We start from the raw sequence: 20269 nt of genomic DNA, 5'->3' as shown, positions 1-20269 counted from the left end.
CCGCCGTGGGAGCGCTCCCTCGGTGACGGGGGAAGCGGCGGGGCGGTGGCGCCGCTGGGGACGGCGCGCGCGGCCCCGCTCCGTGCGGCGGGGCGGGCGCGACGGAGCGGAGTGGGGCGGGGCGATGGGTGGGCCCGCCGCACTCCGTCAGCCTTCCAGGGCCTCGCGCACCCGACGGGAGACCGTGAACGCGTAGAGGTCGAGTACGCCGGGCGGCTCGGCCAGGCCCGGGCCGCCCTCGCGTATCCAGGTGGCGATGTCGGCCAGCGCGTCGTCGTCGTTGACCAGGCCGAGCCACACCGGCCGCCCGCCCGCCGCCCGCCCCCTCGGCGACGGCTGGACGACCATCACGTTGGCCTGGTCGCACACGTCGAGGCAGTCCGAGGCCCGCACCGCCGCCGCGCCCCCCACCGCCTCCCGCAGCCGCGCGATCTGCCCGGCGTGGTCGACGCCCGGCACCTTGCGCGCGTCGCCGCAGCAGCACCCGCGACAGACGGTGACCTTGCAGGCCGTGGCCGTGTTCCGAGGGGCCGGGGAGGTGGCGCGGCGGGCCTGGGAGGCGCGGCGGCCGGCGTTGGAGATCATCCGACCGATGGTACGGGGCCCGGGCGGCCAGCGGGGTGAGACGGGCGCCACGTCCGCCCGTGCGGGGTGCGGCGTAGCCGGCTCGGGTGGCGCGCCGGAGGCGAACCGGGGCGGGCGGCGCGGACGGTGTCGGGGGAGGGACGGGGCGGATGGCACCTCGGCTCGGGTGGCTCGCTCGGTTCGGGTGGCCTGGGCGACGCGGCCGGCTCGGGTGGTGCGGCGCGTTCCGGTCGGGGCGTGCGGTTGGCGCGGGGTTGGGGCGTGCGCTGGGCGCACGGCAGTGGTTCGTGTACGGCCGTGCCTGGCCGACGGCCGTGCCTGGCGGGCGCGGCACGGGGCGGGCGGCGCGGGGCCGTGCGTCCGGGCGGGTGCCGTCGGTCGCGCGTCAGCCCTTTGGCGGGCAACCGGAGTGCCATCGGCCGCTTGCCGGGTAACTCTTGATGTTCCGTCATGCCGTGCGGAACCGGCCGCGCTTGGCGGCGTGGCCGCCCCCGTACGCGAACAAGGGAGTCCCAGGTGAGACAGGTAGCCCGACCCCGGTCACCGGTATGGCGTAGCGCGTCGGCGACCGGCGGGATCGCCGCGCTGGCCCTCGCGCTCGGCGGTTGCCTGCCGCTCGACGGATCGGCCGCGGCGCCCCCGCGCACCGCCCCGCCGCAGCCGGCCGCGGCCGCCGCCCCGTACCCCGCCCCGTCCGCCGCCGAACGACCCGCAGCCCCCGGACCCCGGGCCGCGCGGCGCGCGACCCCCGGCACGTCGGGCGACGAGGTCCCCGCCGGCCGGGCCCGGGGCCTGTGGCACGACCCGGGGAGCGCCGCGGCCCGGCAGGTGCGCACCTGGCGGGCCGAGGGCCGCACCGCCGAGGCGCGGCTGCTGCGGGGCCTGGCCTACCAGCCGACCGCCGAGTGGATCGGCGACCAGCCACGGCAACAGGCCCAGCGGATCACCGAGTCGGCCCGGGTGACCGGCCGCGTTCCGGTACTCGTCGGCTACCACATCCCCTACCGGGACTGCGGCCACCACTCTGCGGGCGGCGCGGGGGACGGCGCCGCCTACCGGCGGTGGGCCAACGAGTTGGCGGCCGGGATCGGCCACCGCGAGGCGCTGGTGGTCCTGGAGCCGGACGCGGTGGCGCAGGTGGTCGACGGCTGCGTACCGACCCAGCTGCGCGGCGAACGGCTCGACCTGCTGCGGCACGCGGTGGTCACCCTCTCCGGCCTGCCGCGCACCCGCGTCTACCTCGACGCGGGCAACGCCGGCTGGGTCAGCGACCCCGCCCGCCTGGTGCCCTCGCTGGAGCGGGCGGGCATCGCCTACGCGGACGGCTTCGCGCTCAACGTGGCCAACTTCCACACCACGCGGGCCAGCACCGAGTACGGGCGGCGCCTGTCCCGGCGGTTGCACGGCGCCCACTTCGTCATCGACACCTCCCGCAACGGCCGAGGCCCCACGGACCAGGACGGCTCCGAGGGCGCCTGGTGCAACCCGCCCGGCCGGGCCATCGGCCACCCACCCACCCTCGACACCGGAGCGCCGAACGTGGACGCCTACCTCTGGGTCAAACGCCCCGGCGAATCCGACGGCACCTGCCGCGGCGGCCCCCCGGCCGGCCAGTGGTGGCCCTCCTACGCCCTGGAACTGGCCCGCAACGGGTTGGACTGACCCCCACGCCGTCGGGCCCCGCCGCGCGCCCCCGCCCCGTCCGGGGGCGGGGGCGCCAGACGTGCCGGTGCCGGCGGCGGTGTCACGCGGGGCGGTGGTCTCCGCTCCGCCCCAAGGCCGGGTATGCCACGGCGCCCCGGGGGAGGTCCGGGGCGCCGGTGGGGGAGTGGGGTGGGGGCGTTACGGGAGGTGGACCCACTTGGCTACCGAGGGGGTGCCCTTGGCTGTGGTGACGAAGAGCATGTACCAGCCGGGTGGGGTCAGGGTGCGGTCATGGGGGACGGCGAGGGTGACCGAGTCGCGGTTGCGGGTGACGCCGAGTTCGATGGAGCGCTGTTCGACGTCGGTGGTGTGGGTGACGGCGCTGGGGCGCATGAGTTTGGCGTGGGCGATGCGCTGGGGGTGGCGGGTCGAGAAGGTGGCCTCGCCGCCGCGCCGGAGCTTCTTGGGGCCGTCGCCGAGCACGGGCCGGTCCTTGGCGTACAGGTAGGGCGGGCTGTAGATCTCCACCCGGCGTTCGAAGGTGCCGGGCTGGGTGTTGGCGTGGTCGGCGTAGAGCGGGTCGGAGCCGAAGGTGGCGACTCGGCCGTCGGGCAGCAGCAGCGCGGAGGAGTGGTAGTTGCGCCCCACCGTCGGGTCGGCCGCCTTGTGGAAGGCGTTGGTCCGCGGCGAGTAGACCTGGGCCTTGTGGAGGTCGCTGTCGCCCTTGCCCCGGTAGTCGCTGGAGCCGCCGGTGGTGAACACGGTGTCGTCGGGGAGGATCACGCTCGACAGGTAGCGGGTGCCCTGGGGCAGGTCGGGGCCCTTGACGTAGCGCTGCGGGCGTTTGTTGAGGTCCACCACGGCGGTGCGGGGCGTGGACTTGCTGGACTCGCCGACGCCGCCGCCACCCAGGATCATCACCTTCTGGTCCTGGGCCGGCGGGAGCAGTACCGAGGTGGAGGTCTCGGTCTGGTCGGCGTCGGTGAGCCCGGGGACCCGTTGGAAGGTGTTGTGGCGCAGGTCCCACAGGCCGGGCACGCGGCCCTTGTTCGCCGGGCCGTAGCCCGCGTTGGAGCCGGAGTAGAAGAGCTTGCCGCCCTTGGTGAGGAAGAGCGCCGGGTAGGTGGGGAAGTAGTGGCGCGGGGCCTTGGACCACTTCCTGGTCTTCGGGTCGTAGATCTCGTTGATGCCGTTGATGATCTGGCCCACGTCGTCCAGGCCGGAGACGGACAGCACGCGCCCGTCGTCGAGGGTGACCAGCGTCGGGTACCAGCGGCTCTCCTCCATCGGGTCGACCGGCATGTAGCGCTCGGACTCCGGGTCGAACTCGTAGGCCGCGTTGATGCCCTGGTAGTCCTGCTTCTCCAGGGTCATGGCCTGCGCCAGGCCGTAGATGTCCTGGGCGTCCTGGCCGGTCAGGCCCTTGATGGCGTACTGGGCCGGCTTGCTGCGCAGCCCGCCCTCGCCCTTCTTGACCGATTCGACGAAGACCCGTGTCTCGCTGGCGACGACCCGGACCTTCCCGGCCCCGCGCTTGCCCTTGGGGATGGTCCGTTTCTCGGCGGGCTCGACGCGGAAGGCGCGGGTGGCGCGGTAGCGCTTGCCGTCGGGGGCGCGGAAGACGGTGCCCTTGGCGAAGCGGCGGGCCCGGTCCGGGTTCTCGTTCTTGACCAGCATCGGGCCCGCCGCCCGCTCGACCTCGCCGTCCAGGACCTCGTAGCGCGCCGTGCCGCCGGCCACCAGCATGTTCCCGCCGGGCAGTTGGGAGTGGCCGCCGCAGAACAGGTCCTCGGGCGTGGGGATCAGCTTGAACGTGTCGTTGGCCGGATCCCACAGCAGGGTGTCGAAGGTGCCGGCGTCGAACCGCTTCTGGTCATTGCCCGAGCCGGCGATCAGCAGGACCTTCCCCGATCGCAGCAGGGCCGCGTGGATGGCCCGCACCCGGTACTTCTCGGGCACGGAGAGCAGGTCCCAGTGCCCGTAGCGAGCCTTGTAACCTGGCTGATTGATCTTGTACGCGTGGTACGTCCGCTCCGCGTAGCTGACGGCGGCCGGGGCGTTGAGTCCGGCCAGGACGACCATGGCCGTGACGCCGAGGGCGGTGGTCCGGGCCCGTGGGGTGATCATGTAGCGCACAGCGAGTCCTTGTCTGCCGTCGTGGCGTCTGCCGTGGTGGTCGTCGTGGTCGGGGGTGCCTCCGATGTCGCCGTGGCGTGCGGCGGCTGGGGTGACGTGGGTGCCGGTGACGTCTTCGGCGTCCGGGGTGCCCGTGGCGCCTTCGTCATCGACAGCCGGCGCCCGCTCGGCCGGGCCGCCGGGGACGGCTGCCGCGCGGGGTCACCCTCCGGCGCGTCGGCGGGCCCGGTCGCGGCCGGCGGGGCGGCGGCCGGGGAGGGCGCGGGGTGCTCGGCGCGCGCGGCGGGCAGGGTGGCCGCACCGGCCCGTGGGGCGCGCCGCTCGCGCACCAGCCCGACGTACCACAGCAGTGGCGTCGACAGGCACAGCAGCACGGCGAAGAAGGCCCAGGTGCACATGGCGACGTGGGTGTGGCCGAGGAAGGGCGAGGCGAGGAGCGAGCCGCCGAAGACCAGGGCCCACAGCAGGTGGATGCGGAAGGTGGCCAGCCGGTCGGGGCTGGACGAGTCGCCCTTGGGCGTCACCACGAACCGGCTCTTGCGCCGCAGCACCGCGTCGCACAGCGACTTGGCGTAGATCGGCGCGGAGATGGCGGACAGCGCCATGCCGGCCGTGCCGGAGGAGCCACTGGGCTCGTGCGGGCTCACGTTGTGTTTGCGGTTCCAGATGTAGAGGCCGATCTGGAGGGCCGCCGCGTCGCTGTAGAGCATCAGCCAGATTTCGGAGGAGATCTGGATTCCGGACGCGCCCAGGCCCAGGAACAGCACACACGAAAGGGCCGACAGCATCCAGTTGAGCGCCGACATGGGATAGAAGGTGACCAGCAGCGAGTAGTTGAGCAGCTTGCCAGGCGGCAGGGTGGGAATTCCCCGCCAGTACTGCCTCAGCACCGTCTCGTAGGTCCCCCGGCTCCACCGCAGTTGCTGGGTGAAGAAGTCGGTCCACGCGGTCGGGCCCTCACCGACGGCCAGCACGTCCGGGGTGTAGACCGAACGCCACTTGTTCCCGGTCGCGGGATTGCGCGTGCGGTGGAGTTCGAACCCGGTGGCCATGTCCTCGGTGATGGAGTCGTACAGCCCGCCGATTCCCTTGAGCGCGGATACCCGCACCGCGTTGTTGGTGCCGACGAACATCGCCCCGTCATACGCGTTTCCGGCGCGCTGAATGAGCGCGTGGAAGAGGAACTGCTGGCTTTCCGCTGCCTTGGTGACGGCCGTGTCGTAGTTCCCGTAGACCTGGGGCCCGACGACGAAGGCGACGTCCGGGTCGCGGAAGTAGCCGAGCATGCGCTCCAGGAAGTTGGGCAGCGGCACGTGGTCGGTGTCGACACAGGCCATGAACTCGTACGCGTCGCCGTGCGCGTCCAGCCAGGCGTTGTAGTTGCCGTGCTTGGTCCTGGCCCGGAAGGCGCCCGTGGGCTGGTTCCACCGCGCCACGCCCTTGCGGGAGAAGTGCCGTACGCCGAGCGCCGCGCACAGCTCCCTGATCTCCGCGTCGTCGCCCTCGTCGAGCAGCCACACGTCCACCACGCCCGGGTGCCGCAGCCGCGTCGCGGCCTCCAGCGTGGCCCGGACCATCTCCACCGGCTCCTTGCCGGGCACGAAGCTGGTCAGGAACGCCACCCGGGTCCCGGTAGCGGCGGGTACCGGGATCGGGTCCCGGGCCACGAGCGTGGCGTGGGCGTTGGAGACGACCGTGAACAGCCGGAACACCTCGATCAGCCCGATCGACACGAGCATCGTGGTGTCCGCCGCCGTCTCCCAGCCGGAGACGTAGCTCCGGTGCACCCAGTGCTCCGGGCGCAGCAGCCAGAACAGCAGGATCGCCGAGACGGTGGGCGCCGCCGCCAGCAGCAGCGCGGCCCGCACCCGGTGCGGCTCCTGGGCGAGCAGGCCGCGGTAGCGCACCCGGTACGGGAGGTCGGCCGGCGGCTCCTCCAGCGGGCCGGCCAACTGGCTGTAGCGGTCGTAGTCGTAGCGCCGCGCGGGGGCCTCGTCGGGAGCCCCACCTCCGTCGGGCTCCGCCGGGGCGGGCGCCTCCCGGGCCGGGTCGGGCGTCTCTTGGGCCGGGGCGGGCGGGGACGGCGAGCGCTCCGCCGGATCGGCCGGGGCGGCCTCGTCACCGCCCGCGCCGCCGGCGCGGGTGTCCTCGCCGTGTGGGTCCTCGCCACCGGGACGACCGGCGTGGCCGGAACCGCGCGCGCCGCGCGCCTTCCGGGCAGCGTGGGAGTTCCCGGTGGCACCGGACGGGTCGGCGCCGCGCGGGGTGCCGTCGCCGGGATCGTTGGACGCTCCGGGCGCCGGGGAGCCGCCGGATTCGCCTGATTCGGTGGAATCGCTGGAATCGGGGGAATCGGCGGGCGCCACAGGGGCGCCGGTCTCGGCGGGTTGACCGGTCGCCGGGGGCGCCGTACCGCCTGCCGCGCGCGAAACGGCGCCGGCAGTCTTGGATTTCGCGGAGCGAACGGATTCGCCGGTGTTCCGAGGACGATCCCCGTTCTCCGACTTTTTGGGTTCGGGGACGTCGCCGACTTTCTCGGCGCTTTTCGCTGACGCACTGACACGGCTGTACGCAGCCAACGCGGCCTCCCGCAGAAACGGGCCACGAACTACCTCGCGGCGGCAATAGCCCATTTGGTCTACTCGTCGTCTCATCCGACAGAAAGGGACCGTAACAACGAAGCGGTCGGTATCGGCATATATCGGATGATCGGCGCGCCGTGCTCGGTCGCGCTAAATGCGTGAGAAGCCGAAAGTCACACTGTCGGCCTATCTGCGCGCGTCTCGCGTGAATTGGTTATGGCTTTCTGCCATCGTGTGGCCCCCTCAGCTCCGTGCATTTCCGGAGCCCACGCCACCGCTGAGAACCGCAGTTGGGGAGCCGTGCGTGCCGCAAGACAACCGCTCGCCACGAGACCCGTGCTCGCCGTGCGAGGACCACATGCCGAACCGGGGCGCCGCGCCGGGCCGGCGCGAACTCCCGGGTGTGGGCCACGGGTCCGGGCCGTGTGCCGGGGCGCCGCTGACGGTGCTGCACGTCGCCCAGCCGGTGACCGGCGGGGTGGCCCAGGTGGTCGCCGACCTGGTCCGTGGCCAACGCGCCGACGGCCTGCGCCCGGTGGTCGCCTGCCCGCCCGAGGGGCCGCTGGCCGGCGCGGTGGTGGCGGCCGGCGCCGAGGTGCTGCCCTGGCCGGCACGCCGTGAGCCCGGGCCGGGGCTGGCCGCCGAGACCGCGCGGCTGGCCCGCCTCGTCCGCCGCCTCGGCCCCGATCTGGTGCACACCCACAGCGCCAAGGCCGGCCTGGCGGGGCGGCTGGCGCTGCGCGGGCGGGTGCCGACCCTGCACCAGCCGCACGCCTGGTCCTTCGACGCCGCCGAGGGCGCGTTGCGCGCGGCGGCCGTGCGCTGGGAGCGGTACGCGGCGCGGTGGGCCGCGCGGCTGGTGTGCGTGAGCGAGGCCGAGCGGCGGCGCGGGGTGGCCGAGGGGATCGCGGCGCGCTGGGCGGTGGTGCCCAACGGGGTGGACACCGACCGCTTCCCGCCGGCGGACGCCGCCGCGCGGCGCGCGGCCCGCGCCGCCCTGCCGGCCCTGCGCGATGTCCCCGCGAACGCGCCCCTGGTGGTGTGCGTGGGGCGGCTGTGCCGACAGAAGGGGCAGGACGTGTTGCTGGCTGCCTGGCCCCACATCGCGGCCCGGGTGCCCGACGCGCACCTGGTGTTGGTCGGCGACGGCCCGGCCCGCGCCGCCCTGGAGGGCGCGGCGCCGCCCGGCGTACGCTTCGCCGGCGCCACGCGCGAGAGCGCGCGCTGGTACGCGGCGGCCGATCTGGTGGTGCTGCCCTCCCGTTGGGAGGGGATGGCGTTGGCCCCGCTGGAGGCGATGGCCTGCGGCCGGCCGGTCGTCCTGACGGACGTGACCGGGGCCCGGGAGAGCCTGGCGCCCGGCCACGCGCCGTCCTGTCTGGCCCCGCCCGCCGACCCCGGCGCGCTCGCTCTCCTGGTCAGCGCCCTGCTGGCCGACCCGGCCCGGCGCGCGCGACTCGGCGCCCAGGCCCGGCGGCACACACGCGAACGGCACGACGTACGGAGCACCGTGGCGCGGATGGCGCGACTGTACGAAGCGGTGCTGAGCCACCGCCCTCAGCCCCGCCCCCAGCCTCAGCCCCAGCCCCGGTCCCAGTCCTGGCTCCAGCCGCAGCCCTGGCCGCGGCCCCGGTCCCGGCCGTCGCCGGACGCCCGACCCGGAGCCCGCCTCGCCACCCGGCCACGGACGCGCCCCGACCTCTGTCCCGACACCGGACCCGGCGCCCGCTCCGACACCGGACCCGACGCGAGCCCCGGCACCCGGCCCGACCCGGGACCCACCATCCGCGCGAAGGCCCAGACCGGTAGGGGGGCCACTGGAGTGGGAGAGGTCCAGACCGGTACCGGGTCCGCCGGGGTGGAAGAGGTTCAGACCGGTGAGCGGTCCGCCGGGGTGGAAGAGGTTCAGACCGGCGCAAGGGTCCAGACCGGTACGGGGGCCGTCGGGGTGGGGCCGGCCGCCGGTGCCGCCCGGCCGGGGGGCGAGGCGACGCCCCGTGGCGCGACCGTGGGCCAGCGGCCGGGGAGCGGGGCTGACGGAGTGGGAGAGGTCCAGACCGGTACGGAGTCCGCCGGGGCCGGGGAGGTCCAGACCGGTGCCGAGGTCCAGACCGGTACGGGGGCCGCCCGGGTGCGGCCGGACGCCGGTGCCCCCGGGCCGGAGGTCGACTCCGTACCCCGTGCCGCGACCGAGGGCCGCGCGGCGGCGAGCCCGGCCGGCGCTCCGGCGAGCCCGGCCAGCGTGCCGCCCAGCCCGGCCGGTCGACCGGCGGCCGAGGGCGGCGCGGTGGGCGCGGTCGGAGTGGAGGTCGGCGGATCGGGTGTGGGCCGGTCACCTGTGGACCGGTCGGATGTGGGCGGGTCATGACCACGGAGAACGTAGGGCTGTCCGAATCGGGTGGCGCGCTTGGCCGGTTGACGCCCGACCGGCAGCCCAGAGCGGCGGTGTACGCGCCGCGCAACGGCCAGGTCGAGCCCCCGCCACCGAGGCGGCGCACCCTGACGCGGCACGACCTGGCGCCGCTGGTCCTGCTCGCCGCCGACTGCGCGGCCACCACCGGCGCGCTGTTCCTCGCCGACGCGGGGCAGGCCCTGCGCGTCCTGGTCCCCGCGCTGGCCGTACTCCTGGCGCTCAACGCGCACGCCGGGCTCTACCGTCCGGGCCTGTCCACCGCGGCCCTGGACGAACTGCCGACCCTGTTGTGGCACAGCGTGCTCACCTGGTGCGTGGTGACCACCGGGCTCGTCGTCCTGGAGCACCCGGGCGCCACCCGGTGGGCCCACCTGCTCACCCTCCTGGTCGTCCACGCGCCGCTGATGTGCGTGGCCCGGGCGGCGGCGCACCTGGTGCGGCGCCGGGTGCGTCGGCGCGCGCCGAGCGCCACGCTCGTCATCGGCTCGGGCCCGGTCGGTGAACGCGTGCTGGCCACGCTGCTCGCGGCGCCCGCCTACGGGCTGCGCCCGGTCGGTCTCGTGCGGGTCGGCTCCGAGACGCCACCGGCGCCGGCCCTGCCCGAGGGGACGCTGCCCGAGCCCGGTGCGGGCAGGCGCGCCGGCGTGGAGTCGGCCCCGGGCACGGAGCCGTCGCCCGGCCGCGCGCTCGGCGAGCCCGGACCGGCGCCGGTGTTGGCGGTGCCGGTGCTCGCGGGGTACGAGGACATCGGCCGGGCCATCGCGCAGCACGACGTACGCGCCGCCGTCCTGACCCGCACCCCGTGGGAGGACCCGCACGTCGCCACGCTGCTCGGGCTGCTGCGCGCGGGCCGGTGCACCGTGTGGCTGGTGACCGCGGCCCCCGGCCCGGCGCTGACCCCGCCGCGCGACGCGGTCCCCGACCACCTGTGGGGCTTCACCTGTCAGCGTCTGGCCGCCCCGCCGCGACGTCGCATCGCCTCGGTCGGCAAGCGGGCGCTGGACGTGGGCGCCGCGACGCTGGGGCTGGTGGCCGTCGCCCCGCTGCTCGCGGCGTGCGCGTTGGCGGTGCGCTGCTCGGACGGGCCGGGGGTGCTCTTCCGGCAGGAGCGGGTGGGCCGCGACGGCCGCCCGTTCGTCGTGCTCAAGTTCCGTACGCTGCGCAGCGACGCCTACGAGTCGGCGACGCGCTGGAGCGTGGCCGACGACCGCCGGATGAGCGCCGTGGGCCGCTGGCTGCGGCGTACCTCCCTGGACGAACTGCCCCAGTTGTGGAACGTGCTGCGCGGCGACATGAGCCTGGTCGGCCCGCGCCCCGAACGCCCTTATTTCGTGCGGGAGTTCAGTCAGCGCTATCCCACCTACCGGGCCCGGCACCGGATGCCCGTGGGCATCACCGGCCTGGCCCAGGTGCACGGCTTGCGCGGGGACACCTCCATCGAGGACCGGGTGCGGTTCGACAACCACTACATCGAGACCTGGTCCCTGTGGCAGGACGTACGCATCCTGCTGCGCACGGCGGGCGCGCTCTTCCGTTGCGGAGGGAGCTGACCATGACCCCGCCCCCGGGCCCACCGGCAAGGGGGCCCGCCACGACACCACCCGCCGCCCTGCCCAGCGCCCGTACGGTGGGGCCCACGCCCCAGGCCCCCGCGACGGGCCTGCCCGCCGCCGTGGCCGCTCCGGCGGGCCCGGCCGCGCCCGCCACCGGCGGAGCCGCGCCCGGCGCCGCCCCGGGGCCGCTGGCCGCCGCGCCGCCCGCCGCTCGCCGTTGGCCCTGGCCCGGCCGGCACACGGTGCCGTGGTCGGTACTGCCCGCCGTCGCCACCGTTCTGCTGCTGTGTCTGCCCGACCGGCGCGGCGACATCGGTGGCGGCCCGCACGTCACCCCCGCCGACATCGCCTCGGCCGTGCTCGTCGGTTACTGCGCCCTGCGCGTCCTGCGCGAGCGCGCCCGGCCGTTGACCCGGACGGCGGCGCTGGTGCTCGGCGCGCCCGCGCTCGCCGTGGCCCTGGCGACCGTGGCGGCCGACGACCCGTCGGCGGCGCTGGCCGGCTGCGCGCGCTGCCTCCAGATCTTCGTCCTGGTGCCGGCCTCGGTGGTCCTGCTGTTGCGCTCCCGCCGTGAGTTCCACTGGCTGGCCGGGGCGGTGGTGCTGCTGGCGGTGGTGCAGGGCGCGGTGGGCGTGCGGCAGTACGTCACCGGAACCGGGGCCTCCTACGCCGGGCGCGACGTGCGGGCCGTGGGTACCTTCGGGCCGCTGGACGTGATGGCGATGGCGACCACCGTCGGCTACGGCGTGGTCGTCGCCCTCGGCATCGGGCTCGCGCTGCCGCCCACCCGGACCGGCGCCCACTGGCCCCGGCGCGCGGCGCTGTGCTGTGCCGCCCTGCTGCTGGTGCCGCTCGCGCTCTCGTTCAGCCGTGGCGCCTGGATCGCGACGGCCTGCGCGGGGACCGTGGTGCTCTTCCTGCACGGGGCGCGCCGAGCACTCCGCGTCCTGGCGGCTCTGGCGGCGGCGACCGTCGTGCTGGTCTGTGGCGTGGGAGTGGGCTCGGGGCTGATGGCCGAACGGTTCGACAGCATCACCCGGGTCTCCGCCGCGCCCGACCGCTCCGTCACCGACCGGTACGGCCTCTGGGCGGCGGCCACCGACATCTGGCGCGACCACCCGCTGACCGGCGTCGGCCCCCGGGGCTTCGCCGCCCACCGCGACGGACACGCCTCGATCGGCCTGTCGGCGGCCAGCGACACGGCCGGCGCCGGCCACGCCTTCCAACGCGAACCGCTGCTCTCCCCGCACAACATGTACCTGCTGATCCTCAGCGAACAGGGCCTCGTCGGCGTCGTCGCCCTCGTCGGCTGCTGGTCCGCGCTGCTGGCCCGGGGTCTGGTCCGGGTGGCGGGCCGCCGCGCCGCGAACGGTTGCGGCGCGACGGCCGTCGGCCTCCTGGTGTGGCAGGCCGTGGACTTCCTGTACGCGGACATCGGCGGCCCCACGACCGTACTGACCTCGGTGGCCCTGGGACTCGCGGCCTGGTGGGCGCTGTCCCCGTGCGCACCACACCCGTCACCACCGACCCACGACACTCCGCGGCCCGAGGTGGGCGGGGTGCCGGGAGCGGGCGGGGTGCCGGTGTCGGGTGGGGGACTCGCGTCGAACGGGGTGCCCGAGGTGGGCGGGGTGCTGGTGTTGGGCGCGGTGTCCGAGGCGAACGGGGTGCCCGCGTCGGGTCGGGTGCCGGTGTCGGGTGGAGCACCCGAGGCGGATGAGGCGCCCGCTTCGGCCGCGCCGTGCGGGACGGCTCCGGCCCCCGGGGCGGACCCACGGGCGCAGCTGGCCGGGCCACCACCCCCCGTGGCCGGGCCGCCCCCGGCCGGCCAGACTCCCGCGACGGGTGGGGGGCGGGCCGCGACCAGGACGTACCCGAGGGGGCGACGACAGGGAGCGGACACACCCCCCGCTCCGACCCATCCGCCTGGCACGGGCCAGACGCCGACAGCCGCCCCACCCGCCGTGACCGGGCCGCCCCCGGCCGGCCACCTACCCGGGGCGAACGTCACCCGCGCGGCGACCCCGGCCCCCGCGCCTCCCGCGACCGCCGACGTCACCGCGCCCGGCGAGGCCCGTGGCCGCCCCGTCGTCCCTCCGGCCGCGCTACCGTCCGCCCCGCGACCGCCCACGCGACAGGTGCCCGCCGTACGCGACGGCCACGGCGCCGGCGCCGAGGAGACGCCCCGATGACCGACCAGCGACCCAAGCCGGCCCCACCCTCCGCGACCGCTCCGGCCGGGCCCGCCCCGTGGGTCGCCCCCGTCACGCGGCGGGCGACGACCGGCGTCACGGGGCCCGACCTGGGTACGGCCCCGCACCCCCCGTACGATCCCGACGCCGCGACCGCCGACACCCCGCCCCCCGTCCTCCTCACCGCACCACCCCCCGCGAGCTTCAGCGTCACCGCCCCGCACCCGGCACTGCCGACCGCCCCCACGAGACCGGCCACCTCCCGCCCCCCGGTGGACCTCGACGCGCCCCGAACGGCTGCGGAACCGTGCGCCTCCCACCCGTGCCCGGGGCCAGCCACCCGCCACGAGCCCGTGGGCCAGACCACGCCCGGTACGCCGGCGGAGTTGGACGTGCCGTGTGCCGTCGCGGGGGCGGGTGGTCTCTGTTCGTGTGTGGAGCCGGGTGTCGGTCGTGCGGACGTGGCGCCGGCCGCCTCGCGTACGGCGTCGCCTCCGGCGACCTCGGCCGGGTCGGGCGCCCCGCGTACGCCGGTGGCTCCGGACACCCGCCGTGCCGCCGCGAGGGCGGGCGCCGCCAGCGTCCCGGTGGGGGCCGACACCCCCCGTCTCGCGACGGAGCCGCACACCCCCGGTCCGCGCGGGGTGGCAACCGCCTCCCCTGTACCCGTGGGCGAGGCCGGCCCGCCTACGCCCCCGGCCGCCTCCGCCGGGCCGGCCCCTTCCGTCGCACCGGCGGCGCCCGGCACCCGGGACACCTTCGGGAGTCCGGCCGCTTCCGGCTCGACAGGACAGCCGGCTACCTCCCCCACGTCGCCTCGCCCGCGCGCGCCCCAGGCCGTGTCGAGGGCACCGGGCGGTGCGCCCGCGGGCCCCTCCTCGCGTACCGCTTCCAGGGGCGCGCACGTCGCCAACTCGGCCGCCGCGCCGGGCTCGCGCGCCGTGCCCGTGCCCGAGTCCGTCGCCGGAGCCCGAGTCGGCGCCGGGGGTGGGGCCGGATCGGGAGTCAGGGGCGAAACCGGGGCCGGGGCCGGGAGCGAGGGCGCGCTCGCTTCCGGCGTGGCGTCGGGGGCGAAGGGCGAAGCGGTCGCCGCCGACGGCCGGGCCTCGCGCGGGGCCGAGCGGTTCGTGGCCCGGGCGGCGGCGGTGACGGCGATTCTGACCGCGTGTGGCGCGGTGCTCGGGCTGGTCCGGGACCAGACGATCGCCCGCCTCTTCGGCGCCACCGGCGCCACCGACGCCTTCCTGGTCGCCTGGACGGTGCCCGAGGTCGCCGCGACGCTGCTCATCGAGGACGCCATGGCCCTCGTCCTCATCCCGGCGTTCAGCCTGGCCCTGTCCCGACGGCAGCCCACGCCCGAACCCGCCCCGCACTCCGACCCCGTAACGGCGGCCCCCACCCACGACCCGTACCCCGCGCCCGCCCCGCACACCGAGCGCACCGTAGCCACCGACCCCGCGCACCCCGCGCCCGCCCCGATCGTGGGACCCGACGCGGACCCCACCCACGGGCCGAGCCCGACCCACGCCCCACCCTCGGTCGACAACCCGCCCCCCACGCACAACCCACCTCCTGCTCAAGAGCCACCTCCCGCGCAAGAGCCGCACCCCGTCGAGCGCGCGGGCGAGCGCCCGCCCACCTCCCCCCGGGAGCCCACCCCGTCAGGTGAACCCCCGCCACGCCCGGCGGGCACCCGCCCCGCCGCCGGACACGGCGCGGCCGACCCGGTGCGCGCGCTGGTCGCGGCCACCGTGCCCCGACTGTGTGCCGCGTTGGCCTGCGCGGCCGTGGCGCTCGCGTGCGCCGCCCCGTGGTGCGTGGACCTCCTCGCGCCGGGGCTCGCGAACCCGGGGCTCGCCGTGGACTGCACCCGGCTCACGGCCCTGACCGTGCTCACCTTCGGTATCGCGGGCTACCTCAGCGCGGCCCTGCGCGCGCACCGCAGCTTCGTGCCGCCGGCGGCGATCTACGTCGCGTACAACCTGGCCATCATCGCCACCGTGCTGGCCGTCGGCGAGCGGTGGGGCGTGCGCGCCGCCGCGCTCGGCGTCGCGGTCGGGAGCGTACTGATGGTCCTCGTCCAACTCCCGGCCTTCTCCCGCGAGGTGCCCGGATGGACGCGAGCGCGCATCCGCGTCTCCCGCCGCGCGCCCGGCGTGCCGCCCGCGGCCGTGCCTCTCGGGGTGGCCGTGCTGGCCCCCGTCGCGCTGTTCACCCTGGCGCGGCAGTCGCAGGTCCTGGTGGAACGGTTCGTCGCGTCCTCGCTCGCGCCCGGCGCCATCTCCCACCTCAACTACGCCCAGAAGGTCGCCCAGGTCCCGATGGTGCTGTCACTGATGATCTGCACGGTCACCTTCCCGCTCGTGGCCCGCGCGATGGCCGACGGCGAGCGGGAGCGGGCCCGGCGCCGGGTGGAGCGTGACCTGTACCTGGCCGGCCTCGTCGTCCTCGCGGGCGCGGCCTACGTCGTCGGCTACGCCCCGCAGCTCGTGGAACTCCTCTTCCAGCGCGGCGCGTTCGACGCCCACGACGCCCACGTCACCGCGTCGGTGATGCGTGTGTACGCCGTCGGCCTGCTCGGCCACAGCCTCACCGGCGCCCTGGTCAGGCCGTTCTTCTCGGTGGCGCGGCCGATGTGGTACCCGGCGCTCGCCATGTTCGCCGGTCTGCTGCTCACCACGGCCCTCGGGGCGGCCACGGCCGGCCCCTGGGGCGTGTACGGCATCGCCCTGGCCAACGCGGCGGGCATCACCCTCACCGCCGCGCTGCTGCTGCGCGGGCTGAGCCGGCGCATGATCCCGCTCGACGTGCGGCGGATGGGCGAGGGCCTGGGCCGGCTCGCGGCGGCGGCCACCGTCGCGGGCGCCGCCGGGGTACTCGCCGCCCGGCTCACCCCTGGCCCGCTGACCGCCGCCGCGTACGGACTGCTGCTGGTGCCCGCCGTGTTCGCCGTGGCGGCACTGGCCCTGCGGGCGCCGGAGGTGGCCCACCTGTTCGGCACGGCCGGTGCCGCGCTCCGACGGGCCGCCGGGAGCGTGCTCCGCCGGGCCCCCGACCACGCCGGCCGGGCAGCCGCGCGCCCGACCCCGCCCGACACCCGGCCCGCCGCGCCCACCGCCCCCGCGCCCACCGCTTCCGGGCCCGTCGACCCCGCGCCCCCCGCCGCTCCCGGGCCCGCCTCCCGCCGCGCCGCCGCCTCCCGCCCCGGTGACACCCGCCCCGCGCCCCGTGCCCGCCCCGTACGAGACGACGCCCCCCGCCCGCCCCGCCGAAGGGACCCCCATGGCCACTGACCCCCACCCCCGCGCCCCCGACCCCCGCGCCGGCCACGTCCGGGGGCCGGGCGGCCCCGCCACCGGCGACAGCGCCACCAGCCGCCCCCGCCGGGCCGGGCGCGCCCCGTGGCTGCTGATGTACCACTCCGTGGCCCCGAGCGCCGACGACCCGTACCGGGTGACCGTCACGCCCGGCCGGCTGCGCCGGCAACTGCACTGGCTGCGGGCCCGTGGACTACGCGGGGTGGCCGTGACGGAGCTGCTGCGCGCGCACGCCGCCGGCCAGGGGGCCGGCCTGGTGGGCCTGACCTTCGACGACGGCTACGCCGACTTCGTGGAGCACGCGCTGCCAGCGCTGCGCGAACACGGCTGCACCGCCACCGTCTTCGCCCTGCCCGGGCGCGTCGGCCAGGACAACTCCTGGGACCCGCTCGGGCCCCGCAAGCCCCTGCTGACCGAGTCCGGGTTGCGCGCGGTGGCCGAGGCCGGCATGGAGATCGGTTCGCATGGCCTGGTGCACCAGCGGCTGCCCGGCGCGGACGCGGCCACGCTGCGCCGCGAGACGGCGCACAGCCGCACGGCCCTCCAGCGCGTCACCGGCCACCACGTGAGCGGCTTCTGCTACCCGTACGGCGCCGTCGACGAGCGCTCCGTCGAAGCGGTCCGCGCGGCCGGTTACGCCTACGCCTGCGCCATCGACCCGGGCCCGCTGACCGGCCCGTACGCCCTGCCGCGGGTACACGTCGGGCAGGGGGACGGGGCGTGGCGGCTGGCGGCCAAACGGCTGCTGCACCCGCTGCGCCGGCGCCACCCCTTCCCCGGTGAGCCTCCCGCCCCGGGGCGCGGACTCGTCGACACGCTCCCCGGGACAGCGTCGCGATGAGAACGCTGCACGTCATCACCGGCCTGCGCGCCGGCGGGGCCGAGCAACAGCTGCGCCTGCTGCTGCGCCACCTGCCCGTCCACAGCGACGTCGTCGCCCTCACGCACGCGCACGCGGTCGCGCGTGGCCTGCGCGCGGACGGCGTCCGCGTCCTGGAGCTCGGGATGCGCGGCAACCGCGACCTGGCCGCGCTGCCCCGCCTGGCCCGGATCATCCGGGCTGGCCGCTACGACCTGGTCCACACCCACCTCTACCGCGCGTGCGTCTACGGGCGGATCGCCGCCCGACTCGCCGGCGTACGCACCGTGCTGGCCACCGAACACTCCCTGGGCCACGCCCATATCGAGGGCCGCCCCCTCACCCCCGGCACCCGCGCCCTCTACCTGGCCACCGAACGCCTGGGCAGCTCGACCGTCGCGGTCTCCGGCACCATCGCGGACCGGCTACGGGACTGGGGCGTACCGCGCGAGCGGGTGCACGTCGTCCCCAACGGCATCGACGCCGCGCGCTTTCGCCACGACCCCGCCGCGCGGCTCGCGGCCCGCGCCCGCCTCGGCATCCCACAGGACGCGTACGTGGTCGGGGGAGTGGGGCGCCTGGTGCCGGGCAAGCGGTTCGACACGGCGGTACGCGCGGTCGCCGCGCTGCCAGACGTCCACCTGCTGCTCGTCGGCGACGGCCCCGAACGCGCCGCGCTCCGCCGCCTGTCGCACGCGCTCGGCGCCGCCGACCGGGTCCACCTGGTCGGCGAACGCGAGGGCGCGGTCGCCCCGGCGGCGGGCCCACCGGGCGTGAACACGACGCACCCGGCCGGACCGGACGGCATCGCGCCCGCCGGCGCCGCGCCCGGTCCGGAGCCGGGCGGGCGCACGCCGGGCGCCGCCCCCTGGGAGTGGAGGCCGGGTACGCCGGGCGGCGTCGCCCCGGGCCCGGGTGACGGCGCGCCAGGAGGCGGTGCCCCCGGAGCGGCCCGCGACGCGTACGGCCCCGCTGAGGCGCTCTCCCACGACGACCTCGGCGCCGGCCCGGCCACGGAGATCCCGGCGCTGCTGGCCGCCATGGACGTGAGCGTCTCACCCTCGATGGAAGAGGCGTTCGGCCTCTCCGTCCTGGAGGCCCTCGCCGCCGGCCTGCCCGTACTCCACGTCACCTGCCCGGCCATCGACGAACTGCCGCTGGCCGAGGCGCCGGGCGCCAGGCGCGTCGGCCCCGGCGCCCGTGAACTCACCGCCGCACTACGCGCGCACGTCGCCCAGGGCCCCCAACGCCTCCCCGTCCCGGCGGCCGTACACCGCTACGCCATCACCCGCACCGCCGCCCAACTCATGTCCCTCTACACCCACCTGCACGCCTCCACCACTCGCCTCGGACGGGCCTCCGTCACGCTCTCTACCCACACGGTGAAGGCGGCGGGCGCCCCGGACCACGCCCGGCCCCCGTACGCCCCGAGCTCCGCCCCAGGGGCGAGCTCCGCCCCGGCGGCGGACCCCACCCGGGCCGCCGCTTCCGTACGACCCGCGACCGAAACCCCACCACCCCACCCCGCCGCGCCCGAGCACACGACACGACGCACACCCACCGACGAGCCCGACCACGCCGGGGGCGGAGACCACTCCCGCGAGCCCCACCATGCCCCGAGTACGGGCGACTCCCGCGAGGCCGACCACGCCCAGGGCTCGGGTCACCCCCGCGAGACCGACCCCGCGCGGAGTCTGGGCCACCGCGCGGGCCCCGCGCAGGAACCCGACCACGCCCAGGGTGAGGGCCGCCCTCCTGAGCCCGCCCCCGTCCAAGGCGCGAGCCCCACGCACGAGACCCACCACACCCAGGGCGCCAGCCCCACGCACGAGCCCGCCCCCGTCCAAGGCGCCAGCCCCACCCGCGAGACCCACCACACCCAGGGCGCCAGCCCCACCCACGCCCCGAGCGCGGCCCACCCCCGCGAAGTCGACCGCGAGGGCGCGGCCCACTTCCGCGAGGCCAGCGACTCCCACGCGCCCCGGCCGCACCGCGAGGCAGCCGCACGGCACGGGGCCCCCGAGGGGCGCGTCGCATCCGAGCAGTGCCCGACCGCCAAGAACCGCCCGACCGCCACGAGGTGAGCAGCTCCATGTCCAAGTCACCCGCCACCACGGCCAAGCGGGCGGCGGCTCGCGTCGGCGTCTCGGACGGCTCGTCCCGCGCCGTTCCCGACGCGACCCGCGCCACGCGCCCACCAACCGACACCGCCCCCGCGACCGCCACCGGCCGTACGGACACGCCCGCCGTCACCACCCCACGGCCCTCCGAAGCCACCGAGCCCGCCACCCCCCGTACGCCGGCCGCCACCCGGCCCGCCGCCACACCCGAAGCGAGCCCCGGCGCCCCCGAGCCGACCCCGGACCCGGTGGGCGTACCCCCGACGGTCACGCCCACGACACGCGCCCCCGCGCCGACCCCCGCCACACCCGGCGCCGCCACGCCGCTCACCCCCGCACCAGGCGCGCCCGCGACCGACAGCCCGACGGCCGGCGCCGCCACGCCCTTCGCCACCACACCTGGTACGCACCCCACGGCGAGCCACCGCCCGTCGGCCACGGCGGCTCCCGCCAGCACGCCCGGCTCCGGGCCCGCGCCGGTGGCGCCCCCGACGCCCCCCGGCGGCGGGGCCTCGCCCAGCGCCCCCCGTCGCAAGCGCGACTCCGGCAGGTCCAGGGGCAGATCGCGCCCGGACGCGTCGCCCGGCGCGGGAGCCCGGGGCGACCGGGCCCCCGCCACGCGCGGCGCGGCCACCGCGACCCCGCCCGCCACCGACGCCCCGGCCCCGCCCCCCGCAGGCACCGCCGGCCCCGCGCCCGTACGCACGAAGCCCCCTCACACCCCCACGCCACCCGCCGATGGGCCCCCGTACACCGACGCACCGCGACGCGCCAGCGAGCCCCCGCGCGGAGCCGCGCCCCAGCGGGGCCCCGAACCCCCGCGTCCCACCGGCCTCACCACATCCGCCACCCCCACCACGCCGACGGA

At 76.9% G+C, this 20269-nt stretch carries 8 protein-coding genes and 2 pseudogenes; 7 read left to right on the top strand and 3 right to left on the bottom strand.

The window, feature by feature from the left end; genetic code table 11:
• Nucleotides 1–147: 147 nt before the first annotated feature.
• Entirely contained in the window at nucleotides 148–585 is a 438-nt protein-coding gene (locus tag ACFVFR_RS28130) for a (2Fe-2S) ferredoxin domain-containing protein (RefSeq protein WP_383706697.1), read from the bottom strand.
• Nucleotides 586–1194: 609 nt separating this feature from the next.
• Between ACFVFR_RS28130 and ACFVFR_RS28125 the strand changes: the two genes are divergently transcribed.
• On the top strand, nucleotides 1195–2247 hold the full coding sequence (locus ACFVFR_RS28125) for a glycoside hydrolase family 6 protein (RefSeq protein WP_383706744.1): 1053 nt from the start codon (nucleotides 1195–1197) through the stop codon (nucleotides 2245–2247).
• Nucleotides 2248–2427: 180 nt separating this feature from the next.
• Here ACFVFR_RS28125 and ACFVFR_RS28120 read toward each other — a convergent pair whose 3' ends face one another.
• Nucleotides 2428–4365, bottom strand: coding sequence for a galactose oxidase-like domain-containing protein (locus ACFVFR_RS28120; protein ID WP_383706695.1), 1938 nt, complete (start codon nucleotides 4363–4365; stop codon nucleotides 2428–2430).
• Nucleotides 4353–6731: a glycosyltransferase family 2 protein gene (locus tag ACFVFR_RS28115; protein WP_383706693.1), complete on the bottom strand. Its 2379-nt coding sequence runs from the start codon at nucleotides 6729–6731 to the stop codon at nucleotides 4353–4355. The genes ACFVFR_RS28120 and ACFVFR_RS28115 overlap by 13 nt, the downstream gene beginning before the upstream one ends.
• 520 nt (nucleotides 6732–7251) lie before the next feature.
• On the opposite strand from ACFVFR_RS28115, the gene ACFVFR_RS28110 reads away from it, so the two are divergent.
• The 6 genes and pseudogenes from ACFVFR_RS28110 to ACFVFR_RS28085 all read left to right on the top strand — a co-directional run.
• Complete coding sequence (locus tag ACFVFR_RS28110; RefSeq protein ID WP_383706691.1) at nucleotides 7252–9315, top strand: glycosyltransferase; 2064 nt, start codon at nucleotides 7252–7254, stop codon at nucleotides 9313–9315.
• Nucleotides 9312–10910 (top strand): exopolysaccharide biosynthesis polyprenyl glycosylphosphotransferase, encoded by a 1599-nt coding sequence (locus ACFVFR_RS28105; RefSeq protein ID WP_383706689.1) that lies wholly within the window; start codon nucleotides 9312–9314, stop codon nucleotides 10908–10910. Before ACFVFR_RS28110 ends, ACFVFR_RS28105 begins: the two co-directional genes overlap by 4 nt.
• Before the next feature lie 191 nt (nucleotides 10911–11101).
• Nucleotides 11102–12412 (top strand): annotated as a pseudogene (locus tag ACFVFR_RS28100) (O-antigen ligase family protein); the annotation flags it as partial.
• Between the two features lie 1751 nt (nucleotides 12413–14163).
• On the top strand, nucleotides 14164–16398 hold the full coding sequence (locus ACFVFR_RS28095; RefSeq protein WP_383706687.1) for a lipid II flippase MurJ: 2235 nt from the start codon (nucleotides 14164–14166) through the stop codon (nucleotides 16396–16398).
• On the top strand, nucleotides 16388–17263 hold the full coding sequence (locus ACFVFR_RS28090) for a polysaccharide deacetylase family protein (protein WP_383706685.1): 876 nt from the start codon (nucleotides 16388–16390) through the stop codon (nucleotides 17261–17263). The genes ACFVFR_RS28095 and ACFVFR_RS28090 overlap by 11 nt, the downstream gene beginning before the upstream one ends.
• Nucleotides 17260–18435 (top strand): annotated as a pseudogene (locus tag ACFVFR_RS28085) (glycosyltransferase); the annotation flags it as partial. The gene ACFVFR_RS28090 and the pseudogene ACFVFR_RS28085, both read left to right, overlap by 4 nt.
• Nucleotides 18436–20269: the final 1834 nt, after the last annotated feature.

It is taken from the genome of Streptomyces sp. NPDC057702 (assembly GCF_042799315.1).
In the GTDB taxonomy this organism is placed as follows: Bacteria; Actinomycetota; Actinomycetes; order Streptomycetales; family Streptomycetaceae; genus Streptomyces.
Note: the sequence above shows the minus strand (reverse complement) of the source record. Positions and strands in the feature narration are given on the sequence as shown.

What these genes read in the sequence shown, in the direction of transcription:
- ACFVFR_RS28130 (WP_383706697.1), bottom strand. Translation starts at nt 585, where the DNA reads ATGATCTCCAACGCCGGCCGCCGCGCCTCCCAGGCCCGCCGCGCCACC.
- ACFVFR_RS28090 (WP_383706685.1), top strand. Translation starts at nt 16,388, where the DNA reads ATGGCCACTGACCCCCACCCCCGCGCCCCCGACCCCCGCGCCGGCCAC.
- ACFVFR_RS28105 (WP_383706689.1), top strand. Translation starts at nt 9,312, where the DNA reads ATGACCACGGAGAACGTAGGGCTGTCCGAATCGGGTGGCGCGCTTGGC.